14 protein-coding genes are annotated in these 18,472 nt (G+C 68.2%); 8 read left to right on the top strand and 6 right to left on the bottom strand.

Going from position 1 to position 18,472, the window contains the following annotated elements; translation table 11 throughout:
• Positions 1-659, top strand: a 659-nt coding sequence (locus FZ983_RS33370; protein ID WP_282187076.1) for a flagellin, incomplete at its 5' end; no start/stop codon positions are given.
• A gap of 103 nt (positions 660-762) precedes the next feature.
• Here the strand turns inward: FZ983_RS33370 and FZ983_RS33365 are convergent.
• Positions 763-2,403 carry a septum formation initiator gene (locus FZ983_RS33365; protein ID WP_247884083.1) on the bottom strand — a complete coding sequence of 547 codons (1,641 nt, stop codon included), beginning with the start codon at positions 2,401-2,403 and terminating at the stop codon, positions 763-765.
• Between the two features lie 217 nt (positions 2,404-2,620).
• Between FZ983_RS33365 and FZ983_RS33360 the strand changes: the two genes are divergently transcribed.
• From FZ983_RS33360 to FZ983_RS33350, 3 genes are all read left to right on the top strand, one after another.
• Positions 2,621-4,327, top strand: coding sequence for a methyl-accepting chemotaxis protein (locus FZ983_RS33360; RefSeq protein ID WP_149229041.1), 1,707 nt, complete (start codon positions 2,621-2,623; stop codon positions 4,325-4,327).
• Between the two features lie 159 nt (positions 4,328-4,486).
• Positions 4,487-5,011: a hemerythrin family protein gene (locus FZ983_RS33355; RefSeq protein ID WP_247884082.1), complete on the top strand. Its 525-nt coding sequence runs from the start codon at positions 4,487-4,489 to the stop codon at positions 5,009-5,011.
• Between the two features lie 132 nt (positions 5,012-5,143).
• Positions 5,144-5,827: an orotate phosphoribosyltransferase gene (locus FZ983_RS33350; protein WP_014247028.1), complete on the top strand. Its 684-nt coding sequence runs from the start codon at positions 5,144-5,146 to the stop codon at positions 5,825-5,827.
• Positions 5,828-5,873: 46 nt separating this feature from the next.
• On the opposite strand, the gene FZ983_RS33345 is transcribed toward FZ983_RS33350, so the two are convergent.
• The 5 genes from FZ983_RS33345 to FZ983_RS33325 form a co-directional block, all read right to left on the bottom strand.
• Positions 5,874-6,971 carry an FkbM family methyltransferase gene (locus tag FZ983_RS33345; protein ID WP_149229040.1) on the bottom strand — a complete coding sequence of 366 codons (1,098 nt, stop codon included), beginning with the start codon at positions 6,969-6,971 and terminating at the stop codon, positions 5,874-5,876.
• Positions 6,972-7,071: 100 nt separating this feature from the next.
• Positions 7,072-7,875: a galactosyltransferase-related protein gene (locus FZ983_RS33340; protein WP_149229039.1), complete on the bottom strand. Its 804-nt coding sequence runs from the start codon at positions 7,873-7,875 to the stop codon at positions 7,072-7,074.
• Positions 7,872-10,502, bottom strand: coding sequence for a tetratricopeptide repeat protein (locus tag FZ983_RS33335; RefSeq protein ID WP_149229038.1), 2,631 nt, complete (start codon positions 10,500-10,502; stop codon positions 7,872-7,874). Before FZ983_RS33335 ends, FZ983_RS33340 begins: the two co-directional genes overlap by 4 nt.
• Before the next feature lie 64 nt (positions 10,503-10,566).
• Positions 10,567-11,289: a hypothetical protein gene (locus FZ983_RS33330; RefSeq protein WP_149229037.1), complete on the bottom strand. Its 723-nt coding sequence runs from the start codon at positions 11,287-11,289 to the stop codon at positions 10,567-10,569.
• Positions 11,290-11,313: 24 nt separating this feature from the next.
• Entirely contained in the window at positions 11,314-12,291 is a 978-nt protein-coding gene (locus tag FZ983_RS33325) for a glycosyltransferase family 10 (RefSeq protein ID WP_149229036.1), read from the bottom strand.
• 351 nt (positions 12,292-12,642) lie between these two features.
• On the opposite strand from FZ983_RS33325, the gene ileS reads away from it, so the two are divergent.
• The 4 genes from ileS (at position 12,643) to FZ983_RS33305 (ending at position 18,359) form a co-directional block, all read left to right on the top strand.
• Positions 12,643-15,486 carry an isoleucine--tRNA ligase gene (gene ileS / locus FZ983_RS33320; protein ID WP_149229035.1) on the top strand — a complete coding sequence of 948 codons (2,844 nt, stop codon included), beginning with the start codon at positions 12,643-12,645 and terminating at the stop codon, positions 15,484-15,486.
• Positions 15,487-15,631: 145 nt separating this feature from the next.
• Positions 15,632-16,135, top strand: a complete 504-nt coding sequence (lspA, locus tag FZ983_RS33315) for a signal peptidase II (protein ID WP_149229034.1) — start codon at positions 15,632-15,634, stop codon at positions 16,133-16,135.
• Positions 16,136-16,241: 106 nt separating this feature from the next.
• On the top strand, positions 16,242-16,835 hold the full coding sequence (locus tag FZ983_RS33310; protein ID WP_149229033.1) for a DUF3035 domain-containing protein: 594 nt from the start codon (positions 16,242-16,244) through the stop codon (positions 16,833-16,835).
• Between the two features lie 126 nt (positions 16,836-16,961).
• Positions 16,962-18,359 carry a pitrilysin family protein gene (locus FZ983_RS33305; protein ID WP_149229032.1) on the top strand — a complete coding sequence of 466 codons (1,398 nt, stop codon included), beginning with the start codon at positions 16,962-16,964 and terminating at the stop codon, positions 18,357-18,359.
• The last annotated feature ends 113 nt before the right edge of the window (positions 18,360-18,472 follow it).

The following is an 18,472-nucleotide window of genomic DNA, read 5'->3' as shown; positions in this document are numbered from 1 at the left end:
ACCAGGGCAACGGCATCTCGACCATCGAGAAGAAGGTCGACCTGCAGATCCAGGTGACCAACTCCAACGGCGCCCAGGTTACCCGCGACGGCATGAGCGACCGCGGCGACGGCAAGCTGTCCGGCGGCGAGCAATCCTTCACGTTCGACACCGGCACGGTGCGGCTGGGGGTCGATGCCACGACCATCCAGCAGGCGGCGACGGCCAACTGCTCGGCCAACATCGTCACCAAGCAGATCTCGGATGCCACCACGTCGAACGACATCACGGTCCAGCTGAACGAACGCAACACCAACTCGATCACCGTCAACGCCGTGAACCTGTCGACCAGCGGCCAGGGTCTGCGGATGGACGGTGCGCAGAACGACTGGATGGACCGCGCCGACATCGACAAGGCGGTTGCCGGCCTGGACAACGCCAAGGCGACGATCCGCTCCGCGTCGCAGCAGCTGTCGACGAACCTGAACATCATCACGACCCGCGAGAGCTTCACCAAGGAGTTCAGCGACGTTCTGACGGAAGGTGCCAGCAAGCTGACGCTGGCCGACCAGAACGAGGAAGGCGCCAGCCTGCTGATGCTGCAGACCCGTCAGCAGCTCGGCACCATCGCCCTCTCGCTGGCCAACCAGTCGCAGCAGTCGATCCTGCGTCTGTTCTAAGCCGGACCAGGGACTGACACACGAAAAGGGGCGCTCCCGCCGGGGCGCCCTTTTTCGATTCATCCTCTCAGGCCTTTCCAGGAAGCCTTGTCGGCACGCCTCGTCAGCGCCGGCGCAGGGCCTCCTCGACCAGGGCGCGGGCATCGGCGGCCAGCGCGGCGCGGCCTTCCGCGCGCGTATACATCATGTGCCCGCCCGGATGCACCGTCACCGCCACCCGGTCGCGCTCGCCCGCCGGCAACTCCAGCCTGGACGCCACCCAGCGCGAGGCCATGTAGGGGGTGATCAGGTCGGTACGGCCATGGACGATCAGCACCCGCAGCGCCGGCTGCAGGGTCAGCGCCGTCTGCAGCGCGTCGACGGCGCTCGGCACCGACATCCGCGGCCATTCCCAGTTCCGGTTCACCCGGTCGCTCAGCAGCCGGTAGGGCGCGTCGGTCCGCACCCCCAGAGCGTCATGGGCGTAGGAGGCGAAGGCCGTCGTGTAGGTCGGCACCGTCCCCTTCAGGAAGGGATCGAACGGAATGCGGGCCGACCCCGGATCGGGATCGGCCGCGGTGAAGGTGCCGTCATAAATGCTGAGGATGCGCCCCTGGTCGCGCAGAAGCTCGCGCGTGAAGACTCCCATCGGCACACGCCCGCGCTGGCGCCGCACGATCTCCACCGGCAGGCCGGTGATGCGCGCCACCTCGGCGAAGACGTCCTGCCCCGCATCGAGCCGGCCATAGTCCAGCCCGGCCAACCCGGAGAGGTAGGGACCGAGCGCAAAACGCTCCGCCGCTTCGGCCGCCTGCTCCGGCGTACCCGGCCGGCGCCCAAGCGCGGCCGCGGCGGCGGCCATGGACGGCAGTTTCCAAGCCGGGCCGAGGATGCCGTCCTCGTCGAGGGCGGCGAAATCGACGACGGGCGAGACCAGGATCAGCCCATTCACCGCAAGCCCCACCTGATCGATCAGTTCGTCGGCCATCTTGGCGATGCGGAAGCCGCCATAGCTTTCCCCGGCCAGGAAGGTGGGGGACGACCAGCGTCCCTGGCGGGTCAGCCAGAGCCGGACGATCTCGGCCATCGCCCGTGCATCGCCATCCACCGACCAGAAGCGCTTCTCCGTCTCATCGGGCTTCACGGCCCGGCTGAAGCCCGTCCCGACCGGATCGACGAAGACCAGATCGGTGAAGGCCAGCCAGCTGTCGGGATTGTCGACGAGCGCGGCGGGCGGCGGCGGCAGGGTGCCGTCGGGCCCGAAGGCGACCACCTTGGGTCCCGCCGCACCAAGATGCATGTAAGCCGACGCGGCACCCGGCCCGCCGTTGAAGACGAAGGTGACAGGCCGCGGCCCATCGGCCGGGCTTTTCGGGTCCGCGGTGTAGGACACCGTGAAGATGCGGGCCGCCAGTTCCTCCCTGGCGCCGTCGCGCAGCGGCAGGAACTCCGCCGTCGTGCCATAGGCCAGCGCCCCGCCGGGAAGTGGCAGGCTGTGACGGGTCACGCTGCGCTGCGGATCGAAGCCTTGGAGATCGTCCGGCTTGCGGCCCTCGGGCGCACGGTCCTCGGGCTTGCGATCGTCCGCCCGGGCGCCCGGCTTGACGATGTCCGCCGCTTCCGTCCTGTCCTGCGCCTTTTCCTGAGCGGGGGCGGAAGCGGGGGCGAGCGGCGCCAGAAGGGCGGGCAGCAGCGCCAGCATCAGACCGGCGGATGGGGAACGGAGCCGTCGCAGCGGCCGGGCGGGCAAGGATGAGGGCGGCATCGACGGATCCAAGACGGGAACTCCCGAACGGTTGCTGGCCCGCCGCATATTGCGGCCCACGCACCGATCCGCAACCCGCCCCCTTCCGGCGATGCACTGCCGCCGGGCTTGCCAAGCGCGCCCCGAATCACATTTCCTTCCCACCGAAAGTGTAAACCCTTTCGGGGTACAGTAAGATCCTTGCCCACCGGGGCCATATTCGACGGGATGCGCCGACATGTTCCTTTCCCGGCACGCCACCATTCGCACGCGGCTGTTCCTCGGCTTCGGCGTGGTGCTTATTCTCCTGATGAGCCTGACCGTCATCGGCGTCCGCGAGGTGCGGAAGATCGACGCCGACCTCACCCGGATCAACGAGGTGAACAGCGTCAAGCAGCGCTACGCCATCAACTTCCGCGGCAGCGTGCATGACCGCGCCATCGCATTGCGCGACGTGGTGCTGGCCACCGATCCGACGACCTTGTCCGCGGCGCTCGCCGACATCGACCGGCTGGCCGCCTTCTACGAGCAATCCGCCAAACCTCTCGACGCCATGTTCGCGAGCATGTCAGACATCGAGCCGGAAGAGCGGTCCCTGCTTGCCGGCATCAAGGAGATCGAGGCGAAGAGCCTGCCGGCGCTCAAGGCGGTCGTCGCCGCCCGCAAGGCCAACGACATGGCCGGCGCGCAGAAGGCGCTGATGCAGGACGCCCGCCCGGCCTTCACCGAATGGCTGAAGCGCATCAACGCCTTCATCGACCTGCAGGAGCACAAGAACCAGCAGATCGCCGCCCGCACGCGCGAGGTCGCCAGCGGCTTTCAGACACTGATGCTGTCGCTGTGCGGCGCCGCCCTGCTGCTGGCCGCCGGCTTCGGGCTGTGGACGGTGGCGGCCCTGCGTCCGCTGCGCCGGTTGACCGACGCGATGCTGACGCTGGCGAGAGGTGACCTGACCGTGGCGGTGCCGGCCTCCGAGTCCCGGGACGAGATTGGGCAGATCACCGGTGCCGTCGAGGTGTTCAAGGCCAACGCGGTGGAGGCCGACGCCTTCCGCCGCCGCCAGGCCGAGACCGAGCACGCCGCCGAGGAGCGCAAGCGGGCCGAGATGGCGGCGCTGGCCGACCGGTTCGAGAGCCAGGTGAAGGGCGTGGTCGACAGCGTTTCCACCTCCTCGACCGAGGTGCGGACGCTGGCGCAGTCGCTGGCGACCACCGCCGACCATACCGAGACCCAGGCGACCACCGTCGCCGCCGCGTCCGAACAGGCGTCGGTCAATGTCCAGACCGTGGCCGCCGCCGCAGAGGAACTGGCGGCCTCCATCGCCGAGATCGGACGGCAGATCGGCGAAAGCAGCCGCAAGGCCAGGCACGCGGCCGATCAGGCGGACGGCACCAACCGCATCGTCGACGGCCTGTCCGCCAAGGCGAACCAGATCGGCGACGTGGTGAACCTGATCAGCTCCATCGCCGGACAGACGAACCTGCTGGCGCTGAACGCGACCATCGAGGCCGCCCGCGCCGGCGAAGCGGGCAAGGGCTTCGCCGTGGTGGCGAGCGAGGTGAAGAGTCTCGCCAACCAGACCGCGAAGGCCACCGGCGACATCTCGCAGCAGATCCAGGAAATCCAGACGGCGACTGCCGACGCCGTGCAGGCGATCCAGAGCATCGCCGCGACGATCGGCGAGGTGAACGACATCGTCGGCACCATCGCCCAGGCGGTCGACGGCCAGAACGCCGCCACCATGGAGATCGCCCGCAACGTCCAGCAGGCGGCGGCCGGCACCAACGAGGTGTCCTCGTCCATCGGCGGCGTCCTGCAGGCGGCGTCGGAGACCGGAAGCGGGGCCTCGCGCCTGCTCTCCTCCTCCGGCGAGCTGTCGAAGCAGGCGGAGTTGCTGCGCAGTCAGGTCGACCGCTTCCTGGGCAGCGTCCGCGGCGCCGTCTGAGTTCGGTCAGGCAAACCGCGGTAACGAAACGGGGACGCGGCAATTGGTAGCATCGCCGACGCTTGCGGCCGGCGGCCGGGAAATCTAGGAGATTCCGGCCGCCGCATACCCTGCGCGCGCCATCCGCCGGATGCATCTCCGACCAGCATGGGTCCCGCCATGATCGACAGCGCCATGAGCGACAGCGAGAGTGCCGACATGAGCGACAGCGAGAGCGCCGACACCGTCGATTACGGCCGCCTCGTGTGGAGCGACGACCTGGTCCTGGGCATCGCATCGATCGACGAGCAGCATCGCGAGTGGATCGCCCTGGTCCAGGCCTTCGAGCGTGCCGTCACGGAAGGCCATCCGGCCGAGGAGATGCGCAGGACCCTGGCCGCCGCCGTCGCCTACACCGAGTCGCATTTCGCCGACGAACAGCAGGTGATGGAGGAGGCGGGCTATCCCTTCCTCGACGACCACCTCGCCCAGCACCAGCTGGCCTGGGACCGCGTCCATGCCTTCGCTTCCGGCGAGGTGGCGGACGAGGAGGTTCGCAACAGCCTGGCGGAATTCCTGCCGCAATGGCTGATGCTGCACATCAACACCGCCGACCGCCAGTTCGCACGCTGGCTGAAGGGCAGCGCCGCCACCGGCACTCCGACGGACCCGGCGGGCCGGGTGTTCGGCGACATTCCGGTCTGAGACCCCGCCTGAATCCCTGGCCCGCATCCCTCGTCCGGCAGGTCCGCAACTCCCCCGCCGTTGCGATTCCGCGATCACGCCGCTACACAGGGGGCACCGCGCGAGCCATCCCGTTTTCCGGAGCCTACCGTCATGTCGACCCTGCCCGATCAGGCCACCATCGCCGCAACCGCGGCCAAGATCCTGCTGGAGATCAAGGCGCTGCATTTCAACGCCGAGACGCCCTTCATCTTCACCTCGGGCTGGGCCAGCCCGGTCTACACCGATTGCCGCCGCATCGTGTCCTTCCCGCGCGCCCGCAAGGCGCTGATGGACTTCGCGGTCGCCACGATCGAGCGCGAGATCGGCTATGAGGCCATCGACGCGGTGGCCGGGGGCGAGACCGCCGGCATTCCCTTCGCCGCCTGGATCGCCGACCGGCTGGAACTGCCGATGCAGTATGTGCGCAAGAAGCCCAAGGGCTTCGGCCGCAACGCCCAGATCGAAGGCCTGCTGACCGAGGGGCAGCGCGTCCTGCTGGTCGAGGATCTGGCGACCGACGGCAAGAGCAAGGAGAACTTCGTCACCGCGCTGCGCAACGGCGGCGCCCAGGTGACGGACACCTTCGTGATCTTCCACTACGGCATCTTCCCGCAGTCGAAGGTCAACATGGACGCCATCGGCGTGCGCCTGCACGCGCTGTGCACCTGGTGGGACGTGCTGAAGGTCGCCCGCGACAACCGCTATTTCGACGAGAACACCCTGTCGGAGGTCGAGAAGTTCCTGAACGACCCGGTCGGCTGGTCGTCCGCCCACGGCGGCAAGTCGAGCATGTGATCGTTGCCGGAGGCGGCCACCGCGCCGCCCCCGCCTTGATGTGCCGTCAGCTGCGGCGAACGTAAAAGGCGTCGCCCCAACTGTGATGAAAGGGGCTGACCTCCTCCACCCGCTGGTAGCCGTGCGGGAACAGCAGGTCGTCGATATCGGCGATCCGTCCGCAGCCCTCGTAAAGTTCCGCGTAATTCACCTCGACCGACACGGCGTCGAAGCGCCCCAGCAGCGCGCCGCAGCCGGCCAGGATCATCCGCTCCGCACCTTGTGTGTCGATGGCCAGCACATTGTAGGCGCCGGCATCGATGCCGAATTCCGCCAGAATGTCGGGCAACGGCGCCGCATCGACCTCGATGGTGCCGGTCAGCGTGATGCCGGGATAAACGTCCAGATGTTCCTTCGGGGGCAGCAGAGAACTGGATTGGCTGCCGCTCATCCGCGAAAAGGGAAGTCGTCCGGCCCGGTCCGACACCGCACGGTTGATACAGGTAACATCCGGATTTGAGGCAAAGCGCGGGGCAAGGCGGGCATAGGTGTCCGGATCGGCCTCCACGAACAGGACCCGGCGGCAGCCGGCTTCGACATACTGGGGATATTCCTCGCCCTCATGTGCGCCGATATGGACGATCCCGCGCGGTACGATGCCGTAGTGTGGAAACAGTTCCGAGTAGCGGAACATCGAACGGTCGCGGGTGAACAGCCGCTGCCAATGACGCGGAGCCACTGCCAGATGGGTGCAGGCCGCGCCGTCCGCCGGTGGTTGCCGGCAGTGCTGCAAAGTCCGGCCATCGAACCGGAACATCGCATAGCGGCTGCCCTGCAGCAGATCGTACAGCGCCGACAGGTCGCCGCCGGCCTCCGTGCCATCGAACTGGACGAAATCGATGCGACGAAGCCGCAGCATCTCCCCGGCGCTCTCCAGCGCCGCCAATGCGCCGCCGTTGCGATGCAACACCAGCCAGTCAACATGCCGGAGGCCCAACCGGGCGCACCAGCCGCCGATGGAACCGGGCGCATCCTCGGCGATTACGGCATGATCTTCGGACTGCATTCCCGCGAACCAGGCTGCCGCCCCCTGTCCGGCTGCCAGCAGCGTGGCGCCGCCCTTCAGGAAACTCTGCAGCAAGGTGTTCACCGGGGCATCGTTCATGTTTGTCTCGTTTCCAATTGACCGACCTCCTTGCCGCAAGCGCGACGAGCCGGCCGGGACGCGATCTTAAAGTCCGCCATCGGCAAAATGACAAGCCGCCTCATGAGGCTCCCTGCGCGGCCGCCGCCGCTGCCTGATCGGGCCTGGGGACATGGTTGAACCGGACGCGGACGATTTCCCAGCGCCCTTGCACCTCCGCGACGGCGCCGTCGCAGGGGCGGCGGTCCAGCACGTCGAAGGACAGCGTGGACAGCCCGTCGCCGGCCGGGATCTTGCCGGTGGACCAAAGCTCCTGGAAGACGCGGCGGTTGACCAGGGAGATGGGGGACGGCACCGCTTCCGGCGTGAAGCCGTCATTGTCGTGGTCAAGCGGCTGGAAGCGGCCCTTGCGCCTGCCGGTCGGAATGCGGCGCGCCCGGATGCGCAGTGAAAAATCGAAATCCTCGTAGCCCCAGCCCCAGAAGGCGTTGGAATAGCCGTCGACCTGCCGCATGACCGTGTTCGGCATCAGCAGCACGCCGCCCATCGAGCTTTCCAGATTGGTCGTCACCGTGCGGTCCGACCGCCCCGGCGCCACCGGCCGCTGCTCCGCCCCGTACCAGAGGATGGGGGTGGGACAGTCGGCCCAGCTATAGTCGGCATCGACCGGCAGATAGTCGACATCGTGAAGGCAGGTGTAGTCGCTCTGCCCTTCCCCCAGCAGAAAGCCGGCATTCATCAGCGCCCCCCGGTTGAAGGGAAGGCCGGCCTCCTGCTCCACGAAGGTGACGCGATAGTCGATCCGCGGAACAAGCCGGTCGAAATAGTCGCCCACCCACGGAACGAATTGCCGCAGATGGCTTTCGCGATCCCGGTAGGGAACGACGATGTGGAGCCGCGCCCCCGTGCTGTCCGCGGTCGTCATGTGGCCTCCCCTTCTCCCTGCATGGCGGCTTTCGGACCGCCGGTGTCGTCAGCCGCAATCGTGATCGGACGCGGCGCTCCGCCGGCCCGGTGAATGTCCCACATCTTCTGGAAAGCCGCCTCCAGATGCCGGGTGAAGCGCGGCGTGTCGAACAGCGCGCAGACCGGCCGGTTGCGCACCAGCCGCTGCCGCAGGTCGCGGAGCCGGTCGGGCGAGCTGGCGAGCGCCACCGCCGCCGTCTCATAGGCCTCCTGCCCGTCGACGATCAGTTCGGGCAGTCCGGCCGCCCGCAGCAGGCTGGCCGCTACGCGCCCGGCGAAGGTGGTCCCGCGCCGTGTCAGCACCGGCAACCCCGCCCACAGGGCGTCGCTGGCCGTGGTGTGCGCATTGTAGGGAAGGGTGTCGAGGAACAGGTCAGCCTGCCGGTGCCGCGCCAGATGCTCGGCATGGGGCAAGGGCTTGGCGAAGACGAGCCGATGGGGTTCCACACCACGGGCTTCGCCCTCGCGGCGCAGGTTCGCCGTCACCTGGGGATTCCCGGCATAAAGCCACAGCACGCTGCCGGGCACCGCCGCCAGGATGCGCGCCCAACCGTCGAACAGGGCGGGCGTCAGCTTGTAGGCGCTGTTGAAGCAGCAGAAGACGAAACCGTCGGTCGGCAGCCCGCACTCCGCACGGGTCGGCGTGGCCTCGGCGATGACGCGCCGGCGGTCGTTGGGCTGATAGCAATCCGGCAGCCGCACCACCCGCTCGGTGAAGACCCCCTCCTCGCCCGGCGCGATCACCGTGGGGTCGGCGACGATGTAGTCGACATACTCCGCCCCCAACGTGCCCGGATAGCCCAGCCAGTTGACCTGCACCGGGGCCGGTCGTGCCGCCAGGATCGCGGTGCGCGAAAAGGTGGTGAAGCCGGTCAGATCGACCAGGATGTCGATGCCGTCCGCGGCGATGGCCTGCGCCGCATTGGCGTCGGTATGGCGGCGCAGGTCGACGAAGCGCTCGATCCCCCGCTCGAACCGCCGGCGCAACGCGCTGCCGTCGTCGATGCCGGTCGAATAGGCGGTGACGGCGAAGCGGGAGCGATCATGCGTCTCCAGGGCATCGACCATCAGGTGGCCCATCGCATGCTCGCGGAAATCCGCCGACAGGTAGCCGATCCGCAGGCGTCCGTCGCGCGCGGCCGCCGCCGGCCGAACCGCCAGGACGGCGCCGTGGGCCTTCGCCGCCGCCCAGCGGGCCGCGGCCGACTGCTGATCGGCCAGGGTCGAGGCGCAGGACAGGACGTCGAAGGGCGACACCCCCTCCGCCCCCTCGCGCACGCGCCGGAGGAGCCGCGCCTCCAGCCCGTCCAGGTCGCGCCAGTCGCACAGAAGCCTCTGCTGACGGACGAGCTGGCCCAAGGCCGCGGCATGGTCCGGAACCAGCCGCAGCACCCGCCGACAGGCGTCCGCCGACACCACGCTCCAGCCGGCCATCGCGGCGGCCATCGCCAGATCGGCATGGGCGTCGGCCCCGCCGGGATCGATGACGACGGCATTGCGCAGGACGGCGACGGCGGCATCGGGGCGGATGGCCTCCGCCAGAACGCCGCCCAGCCGCCGCCAAGCCTCGCCGTTCGCCGGCTGCCGGGCCAGCAGGGCCCTGAGGACCGAAAGCGCGCCATCCGCATCGCGCAGGCTCGACAGGAGCAGGGCCAGATTGATCTCCGCCACCGGGAAATCGGGCTGCAGATCCAGCGCCGCGCGGTACTGTGCCACGGCGTCCTGCGGACGGCCGAGTTCCCGCAGAGCATTGGCGAGATTGTTGCGCGCCGCCGGGTTAGACGGCTCCAGCCGGACAGCGGCCGACGCCGCGCGCCCTGCCTCCTCCCGCCGTTCCGCCGCACGGGCGGCGTTGCCCAGGGCCAACCAGTTTCTCGCGCTGACCGGATCGAGCGCCACCGCAAGACGGCCGGCGACGAGCGCCTCGGCGGGGCGGCCGGTGGCGTCGAGCAGTCCGGTCAGGTTGTGCCAGTTGTCCGCATCCTGCGGCGCGAAGCCGAGCGCCTTGCGGAAGGCCGCTTCGGCCTCCGCGTCGCGACCCATGCGGTGAAGCGCCACGCCCAGCTTTGACCAGGACGCAGCGTCGCCAGGATCGAGCCGCGCCGCCTCCCGGTGGGCGGCGGCGGCCTCCGCGAAACGACCCAGATCCTGCATGGCGACGCCGAGGTTGTTGTGGACCTCCCCCAAATGGGAGTGGGTCGCCAGCACCTTGCGGTAATGGGGCTCGGCATCCTGCGGGCGTCCTTGCCGGTGCAGGGCCAGCGCAAGCCCGTAATGCGCATCGACCGAAGCGGGGGCGACCCGCAGCGCCGCCGCATAGACCGTAGCCGCCGCATCCCAGCGGGCCATGGCGGCCATGGCCGCGCCGAAATCGAGATAGACCTCCGGGTCCTTCGCGATGGCCAGCGACTTCTGGAACAGGATCACCGCCTCGCGCGGGCGGCCCAGCCGCAACTCCACCACGCCCAGCCGGTGCAGGGCGGCCGGGTTCTGCGGCTCGGCCTGCAAGGCTTCGAGGTAGCGGGCCCTCGCCTCCTCCAGTTTGCCGCTGTTTTCCGCCGCCACGCCACGGGTGAAGCTGGTCATGCGCTGCCGATCGGTACTGTCGGTTGACGGGGACGGGTGCGGCATTTGTCTGCCATAGCCGACCTCAGTCGCGCCAGCGCGTGTGTTCCAGGATGCGGGGAATCTCCGCCGGACGGCGGCCGTCCCCCCATTGTGAGATGTCGGGAATGGCGGTCACGCCGTTGCGGCGGCCGAGCAGGCTGAGGATGCTCTGGTCGTGGCGATGGTCGCGGAACTCCGGATAGTTCGGCAGGCCGCATTCATTGGGGGCGTCGGTGATCAGCCGGGCATCCTGGGCATAGCGCAGCCATTGGGAAACGAAGTCCATGCTTTCCGGCCCGCGTTCACAAACGATGAAGCTGGCGAGGATCTGCGGCGCGTCGGTGAGGGCCGGCTGGTCCAGCCCCATGAAATGGAAGCAGTCGCGCTTCGTCCAGACACGGTTGCTGTGATGGTCCTCCAGCGTGAACAGCAGGACCGGCAGGTCGCGCCGCCGCCGGCAGACTTCGATCACCGGGTCGGCGTTGTGGACGAAATGGGCGCCGCTGTCGCAGTAGAACATGATGTCGCCGTCCTGCAGATGCTTGCGCAGCATCAGGTCGATGAAATAGGGCTTCCACAGCCAGTAGCCGGCCCCGCGCGGCTCCTCCAGGATATGCCGGTTGCGGGCGGCGAAGGCGGCATCGATGTGGTGCCGCCCCATCATCGCCACCCCGTCGAAGCCGCCGACCTCCAGCCCGGTCCTGGCGTTGTATTTCTGCGCCGTCGTGAAGGCCCCGTCGGCATAATTCAGCAGCACCCGCTTCATCGCCCACTCCCTTACTGGCGCCGCTCACAGGCGGCTTTCGATCCATTCGGCCAGCCGGTAGGCATCGAAGTAGAAATCCTCCGTGCCGAGGAAGGGCGGCGTGCTGCGGTAACGGCGATAGGTGTCGTAATCGTCGTCGACGGCCAGGATGGCGTCGATCGCCTCCTCGTCGGAGGAATAGCGCGACATGTCGATGAAACTGCCGGCGGCGACATCGCGCAACACGCCGGGATCCCCCCAATAGAGCGGGACGGCGCCGGCCTGGAAAGCGTCGAGGATCTTTTCCGTCAGATAGCCGGGATAGGAGAAGTTCTCGAAGGCGAAGGCGAAGCGGTAGCGCGAGAAGACCCGGATCTTCGGCAGCCAGCCCATCTTCACGACGCTGCCGGTGTTGTTCAGCAGCCAGCCCACCGACTCCACATGGCGCCGCGCGCAGAGCATCCGGAAGAAGTCGTTGCGGCGGGCGCAGTTGGGATTCTTGTAGAGGAAGGCGCAGAACTTCCGCTTGGCCGCCTCTTCCCGCGTCGGCGGCACCGGCGGCAGGACCGGATGGCAGAAATGCGGCGTCGCCCCCTCGCGCATGTGGTCCCAGGCATGCATGACGTAGAGCGGCAGGCGGTAATGCCGGGGATCGTCGATGCGGTCGAACGACACCGACATGTCGACGCCGTCGAGCGGGGGCCGAACATTCTCGCCGGTGAAGAACAGCCCACGGGCGGTCCGCGCCTCGCGATGGCGGGTGCCGAACACCGACACGATGGCGAGGTCGCAGTCGTTGTCGACGACCGATACGTCGAAGCGGCTCGACAGGATCTCCACGAAGAAGTTCGCGGACGGATCGAACTCCGGCCAGAAATCGAAGAAGGCGATCTTCAGCCGCGGCCGGGCGCCGCGTCCGCCGCGCTCCGGCCCATGCAGGAGGAAGCGGTCCAGAACCGCCGGGTCCTTGTTGGCGGAAGCAAGATATTCGGCCAGGAAGTCGCTTGTCCGTGGATCGATCATGCCCGCCGATACCCTTGCGCGTGCTGCCTGCCGCGAACTTCCCTGTGCCGGACACCCCGGCGGCAACACCCTAGATTTGCAGCAGTCCCATGACCAGCGGATTTTTCGGACCCTGCCGCGCTCCGCACCGGCGTGAGCCGTCCTTGACCGCACCGCACACGCCGCTAATATCCCGCGCCATGGACGTCTCACTGCGGATCCCGATGATGTGCGCTCCGGCGCACCGCGCGCGAATTACCGGCCCGGCTCTCTGAGGAGGGCCGGGATAGAGACCTGCTGTGTTCCGGGTGGCGCCACGGCCAGTCCTGCCGGCCGCCGCCCGACGGTGATGCTTTCCCCCAGGGATCCGATATGACCCGCGATTACAAATCGACCGTCTTCCTGCCCCGCACCGACTTCCCCATGCGTGGCGGCCTGCCGACCAAGGAGCCCGAGCTGCTGAAGCGCTGGGCCGAGATGGATCTGTTCGGCAAGCTGCGCGCCGGCGCCAAGGGCCGCAAGAAGTTCGTGCTGCACGATGGCCCGCCCTATGCCAACGGCAACATCCACATCGGCCATGCCGTCAACAAGATCCTAAAGGACGTGATCGTCCGCTTCCGCCAGATGCAGGGCTTCGACGCCGATTATGTCCCGGGCTGGGACTGCCACGGCCTGCCCATCGAGTGGAAGATCGAGGAGAAGTACCGCAAGGCCGGCAAGAACAAGGATGACGTGCCGCTCATCCAGTTCCGCGCCGAATGCCGCCAGTTCGCCGAGGAATGGGTCGGCATCCAGGCCGCCGAGTTCCGCCGGCTGGGCGTGGAAGGCGACTGGAAGCATCCCTACGCCACCATGACCTTCCCGGCCGAGGCGCAGATCGTCCGCGAAATCCACAAGTTCGCGCTGAACGGCGGCCTCTACAAGGGCTCCAAGCCGGTCATGTGGTCGGTGGTGGAGAAGACCGCGCTGGCCGATGCTGAGGTGGAATACCACGACCACACCTCCACCACCGTCTTCGCCCGCTTCCCCGTCTGGGGATCGTCGGCGCCGGAGGTGGACGAGGCCAGCATCGTCATCTGGACGACCACCCCCTGGACCCTGCCGGCCAACCGCGCCATCGCCTATGGCGACGAGATCGAATACGCCACCTTCAAGGTGACCGCCGTCGCCGAAGGGTCCAAAGCCGTGGTCGGCGAGCGTCTGGTGCTCGCCACCGGCGTGGCCGAGGGCGTGCTGAAGGAGGCCGGCGTCACCGAATGGAAGCAGTTGCACCGCTTCCCCGGCTCGCGCCTTGCCGGCACCTATTGCCGCCACCCGCTGAACGGCAAGGGCTACGACTTCAAGGTGCCGCTGCTGGCCGGCGACTTTGTGACGACCGACGCCGGTTCGGGCTTCGTCCACATCGCCCCCGGCCATGGCGAGGACGACTTCCGCCTGGGTCAGGCCAACGGCATCGAGGTGCCGCAGACGGTGGGCGAGGACGGGCGCTATTACGCCCATGTGCCGCTGTTCGCCGGCCTCGCCGTCTACACCGACCAGGGCAAGCCCGGCCCGGCCAACAAGGCCGTGCTGGAGGCGTTCGAGGAAGCCGGGTCGCTGCTGGCCAGCAACCGCATCAAGCACAGCTATCCGCACAGCTGGCGCTCCAAGGCGCCGCTGATCTTCCGCACCACGCCGCAGTGGTTCATCTCGATGGAGACGAACGATCTGCGCAAGGTGGCGCTGCAGGCGATCTCCGACACCCGCTGGGTCCCGACCCAGGGCGAGAACCGCATCCGCTCGATGATCGAGAGCCGCCCGGACTGGTGCATCAGCCGTCAGCGCGCCTGGGGCGTGCCGATCGCGCTGTTCGTCCGCAAGGCGACCGGTGAGATCCTGCGCGACGAGGCGGTGTTCGCCCGCATCGCCGACATCTTCCAGCAGGAGGGTGCCGACGCCTGGTTCGCCCGCGACCCGCAGGATTTCCTCGGCAACGCCTATTCCGCCGACGAGTTCGAGCAGGTCCGGGACATCGTCGACGTCTGGTTCGAGTCGGGCTCCTCGCACGCCTTCGTGCTGGAGCAGAGGCTGGAGGAGCTGGCCTGGCCGGCCGACCTTTATCTGGAGGGCTCCGACCAGCATCGCGGCTGGTTCCATTCCTCGCTGCTGGAAAGCTGCGGCACCCGCGGCCGGGCGCCCTACAACGCGGTGCTGACCCATGGCTTCGTCCTGGACGAGCAGGGCCGCAAGATGTCCAAGTCGCTGGGCAACGTGGTCGCCCCGCAGGAGGTGTGCGACCAGTACGGTGCCGACATCCTGCGCCTGTGGATCATCAACTCCGACTATTCGGAGGATCTCCGCATCGGCAAGGAGATCATCAAGACCCAGGCCGACCTCTACCGCCGCCTGCGCAACACGCTGCGCTACCTGCTGGGCGCGCTTGCCGACTACACCCCGGCCGAGCGGATCGACGCCGCCCAAATGCCGGAGCTGGAGCGCTGGGTCCTGCACCGCCTGTCGGAGCTGGATGCGCTGGTGCGCGAGAAGGTCGAGGCCTACGACTTCCACGCCCTGTTCGTCGCCCTGCACAACTTCTGTGCCGTGGAACTGTCGGCCTTCTACTTCGACGTCCGCAAGGACAGCCTCTATTGCGATCCGGTCGATTCGGTGCGCCGCCGGTCGGTGCGGACGGTGATGGAGCATCTGTTCTCCACCCTGACCGCCTGGCTCGCCCCGATTCTCTGCTTCACTGCGGAAGAGGCGTGGCTGGCCCGGCCGGAAGGCCTGACCAGCGGCCAGGGCTGGACCGAGGAGAGCGTTCATCTGCGCGGCTTCCCGGAGGTGCCGGCCGAGTGGCGCGACGACGCGCTCGCCGCCAAGTGGGAGGCGGTGCGCAACGTCCGCCGCGTCGTCACCGGCGCGCTGGAGCTTGAGCGCGCCAACAAGACCATCGGCTCGTCGCTGCAGGCCGACCCGACCGTCTTCGTCGATGCCGCCACCAAGGCCCTGCTGGCCGACGTGGACTTCCAGGACGTCTGCATCACCTCCGCCATCGAGGTGACGGACGCCGCGGCGCCGGACGGGGCCTTCACCCTGCCTGACGTCCCCGGCATCGCCGTCGCCCCGGCGCTCGCCGAAGGCGAGAAGTGCGAGCGCTGCTGGAAGGTCCTGGAGGAAGTCGGCACCGTCCACGACCACCCGACGCTCTGCATCCGCTGCTCCGACGCGGTGGCATGAGGCCGTACGCCACGACTGCGGTCCTATCCCCTCTCCCCCCCGGGGAGAGGGTTAGGGTGAGGGGGGTCCGCTTGCCGGACGCCTCTCGCCGCGCATCCCCCTCACCCCGACCCTCTCCCCGGGGGGGAGAGGGAGGATTGGGCACATGAACAGCTTCGTCGCCAACCAATCCCGTTCCTACTGGCTGTTCGGGCTGATCGTCGCCGCGGTGGTGGTCGTGCTCGACCAGGGCAGCAAATGGTGGATCCTTGAACATGTCATGCAGCCGATTCCGCATGTCATCGAGGTGACGCCCTTCTTCAACCTCGTGCTGGTGTGGAACTACGGCGTCAGCTTCGGCACCTTCGCCAGCGGCGGGGCGATGATGCCCTATATCCTGAGCGCCATCGCCGCGGTGATCGCCGTCTGCCTCGTCCTCTGGATGCGGCAGGCCGAAAGCCGGCTGGCGGCGCTGGCGCTGGGCTTCATCATCGGCGGCGCGGTGGGTAACGTCGCCGACCGGCTGCTGCACGGCGCGGTGGTCGACTTCCTGGATTTCCATGTCGCCGGCTGGCATTTCTGGGCCTTCAACGTGGCCGACAGCGGAATCAGCGTCGGCGTGGTCCTGCTGCTGATCGACGGACTGTTCGCGGACCGCGAAAAGTCGTAAGAGTTCCGTCGCCGGTGGCGTTATAACCGCCGGCGAGCGCTGACCATGCGGCCGCGGCCTCCGGGCCGGGTCGCAACGACGTGACAGACGACGGGATCCTCCGAACGTGACCAGCATCTCCTCCGCCCTCTCCCTCTCCCGGACCCGGCTTCCTCTGCTTGGGCTGGCGCTTGCGGCGTTGACGCTCGCCGGCTGCTCGGATGTTCGCCGCTCCATCGGTCTCGACCGCCAGAGCCCTGACGAGTTCGCCGTCGTTTCCCGCGCTCCGCTGACCTTGCCGCCCAGCCTGCAGGATCTGCCGCGGCCGCGCCCCGGCGCCGCCCGTCCGCAGGACAGCACGCCGACCCAGATGGCCGCCGGCGCCGTGTTCGGCGGCGCCTCGCGCGGCAACGCCAGGGCGGCGGCCGGTTCGACCGCGGGCGAGAAGTCACTGGTCGCCCAGGCCGCGGCGCGCGACGGCATCGACCCCAACATCCGCACCAAGGTCGATCAGGAAACCACCCAGCTGATCATCGCCGACAAGAGCTGGATCGATTCGCTGCTGTTCTGGCAGAAGCAGGAGCAGCCCTACTCGCTCGTCGACCCCGCCAAGGAGCAGCAGCGCCTGCGCGAGGCCCAGGCCCAGGGCAAGTCGGTGGACGGCACCGCCACTCCGGTCATCGAACGCAAGCGCAAGGCGCCGCTGGAAGGCCTGTTCTAAGCAGAGGTGTTCGCGCGCGGATGGTTCGAACCTTGTCCCGGGCGCGACATCACACCAGTTTCGGGGGGCGCCCTTCACAGCGAAGGGCGCCCCTTTCGATTCGGACCTCCTGATCCGGGAGCCCTCATGCTCGCCTACCTCCCAGCCCGCCGCCTCGCCGCGGCCGGATTCCTGGCGCTGACGATGACCGTCGCTGCCCCCCTGATGCCGGCGCCGATTGCCGCGCCGCCCGCCCTTGCGGCGGAAAAGGGGGTGTTCTTCCCCGAGAGCTTCACCCTGTCGAACGGCATGCAGGTTGTGGTCGTCCCCAACCACCGCGTTCCGGTCGTGACCCACATGGTCTGGTACAAGGTGGGGGCGGCCGACGAGGAGCGCGGCCAGTCCGGCATCGCCCATTTCCTGGAACACCTGATGTTCAAGGGGACGGAGGCGATTCCGCCCGGCGAGTTCAGCCGCATCGTCGCCAAGAACGGCGGGCGCGACAACGCCTTCACCAGCTACGATTACACCGCCTATTACCAGAACGTCGCCCGCGACCGGCTGGAGATGGTGATGCGGATGGAGGCCGACCGCATGGCCAACCTGAAGCTGACCGACGCGGTGGTCTATCCCGAACGCGACGTCATCATCGAAGAGCGGCGCCAGCGCGTCGAGAACGAGCCGGCCGACCGCATCGGCGAGCAGATCAACGCCACCATGTTCGTCCACCACCCCTACGGCACCCCGGTGATCGGCTGGCCGCAGGAGATGTCGGCGCTGACGCGGGAGATGGCGGAGAGCTTCTACAAGACCTGGTACACGCCCAACAACGCGATCCTGGTGGTGTCCGGCGACATCACCGCGGCGGAGCTGAAGCCGCTGGCCGAGCGCTATTACGGCGCCATTCCCGCCCGCCCGGTGCCGGAGCGCAAGCGGGTGAGCGAACCGCCGATGAGTGCTGCAAGGCAGGTCGTTCTGCGTGACGAGGAGGTGCGACAGCCGTCGGTACGCCGGACCTGGATCGCTCCGTCCTACCGGTTGGATCCGGACGGTCATGCCTACGCGCTGCAGGTTCTGGCCGAGATCATGAGCGGCGGCACAACGTCGCGCCTCTACCGCAGCCTCGTCGTGGACCAGAAGGTCGCGACCTCCGCCTGGCTCGGCTACGGCCCGACAGCCTGGGACATGGCCACGGTGGGCGTCGGTGCCAGCCCGGCGGCGGGCATTCCGATGGACAAGCTCGAATCGGCGTTGTGGGAGGAAATCGACAAGCTGCTGAAGTCCGGCGTGACGGAGGAAGAGGTCGCGACCGCCCGCAAGCGCATGCTGGCCGCGGCAGCCTATGCCCGCGACAGCCTGACCGGCCCTGCCCAGACGCTGGGTGCCGCGCTGGCGACCGGCCAGAGCATCGACGACGTGGAAAGCTGGCCGGTGCGCATCGACGCCGTCACCGCCGATCAGGTCAACGCCGCCGCCCGCGCCGTGCTGAGCCAGACCAACCACGTCACCGGCCTGCTGCTGCCCCCGACCGGAAAGGACAGTTGAGGATGAGCGTACTCCATTTCCATCGACTTTCTTCCCCCTCTCCCCCGCCCACGCGATGGATATCAAGCGCGTGGTCAGCCCCGGTGGTATCGAGGCGTGGCTGGTCGAGGACC

Origin of the sequence: Azospirillum sp. B21, from assembly GCF_008364825.1 — a bacterium.
Lineage (GTDB): Bacteria > Pseudomonadota > Alphaproteobacteria > Azospirillales > Azospirillaceae > Azospirillum.
This window is presented reverse-complemented; position numbering and strand designations above follow the sequence as displayed.

Bases quoted from the DNA above. Each gene is read 5' to 3' on its own strand.
- FZ983_RS33345 (WP_149229040.1), bottom strand. From the start codon at position 6,971: ATGAACGATGCCCCGGTGAACACCTTGCTGCAGAGTTTCCTGAAGGGC.
- FZ983_RS33330 (WP_149229037.1), bottom strand. From the start codon at position 11,289: ATGAAGCGGGTGCTGCTGAATTATGCCGACGGGGCCTTCACGACGGCG.
- FZ983_RS33365 (WP_247884083.1), bottom strand. From the start codon at position 2,403: ATGCCGCCCTCATCCTTGCCCGCCCGGCCGCTGCGACGGCTCCGTTCC.
- lspA (WP_149229034.1), top strand. From the start codon at position 15,632: ATGAACAGCTTCGTCGCCAACCAATCCCGTTCCTACTGGCTGTTCGGG.
- FZ983_RS33340 (WP_149229039.1), bottom strand. From the start codon at position 7,875: ATGACGACCGCGGACAGCACGGGGGCGCGGCTCCACATCGTCGTTCCC.
- FZ983_RS33325 (WP_149229036.1), bottom strand. From the start codon at position 12,291: ATGATCGATCCACGGACAAGCGACTTCCTGGCCGAATATCTTGCTTCC.
- FZ983_RS33305 (WP_149229032.1), top strand. From the start codon at position 16,962: ATGCTCGCCTACCTCCCAGCCCGCCGCCTCGCCGCGGCCGGATTCCTG.
- FZ983_RS33355 (WP_247884082.1), top strand. From the start codon at position 4,487: ATGATCGACAGCGCCATGAGCGACAGCGAGAGTGCCGACATGAGCGAC.
- FZ983_RS33360 (WP_149229041.1), top strand. From the start codon at position 2,621: ATGTTCCTTTCCCGGCACGCCACCATTCGCACGCGGCTGTTCCTCGGC.
- FZ983_RS33335 (WP_149229038.1), bottom strand. From the start codon at position 10,502: ATGACCAGCTTCACCCGTGGCGTGGCGGCGGAAAACAGCGGCAAACTG.
- FZ983_RS33350 (WP_014247028.1), top strand. From the start codon at position 5,144: ATGTCGACCCTGCCCGATCAGGCCACCATCGCCGCAACCGCGGCCAAG.
- ileS (WP_149229035.1), top strand. From the start codon at position 12,643: ATGACCCGCGATTACAAATCGACCGTCTTCCTGCCCCGCACCGACTTC.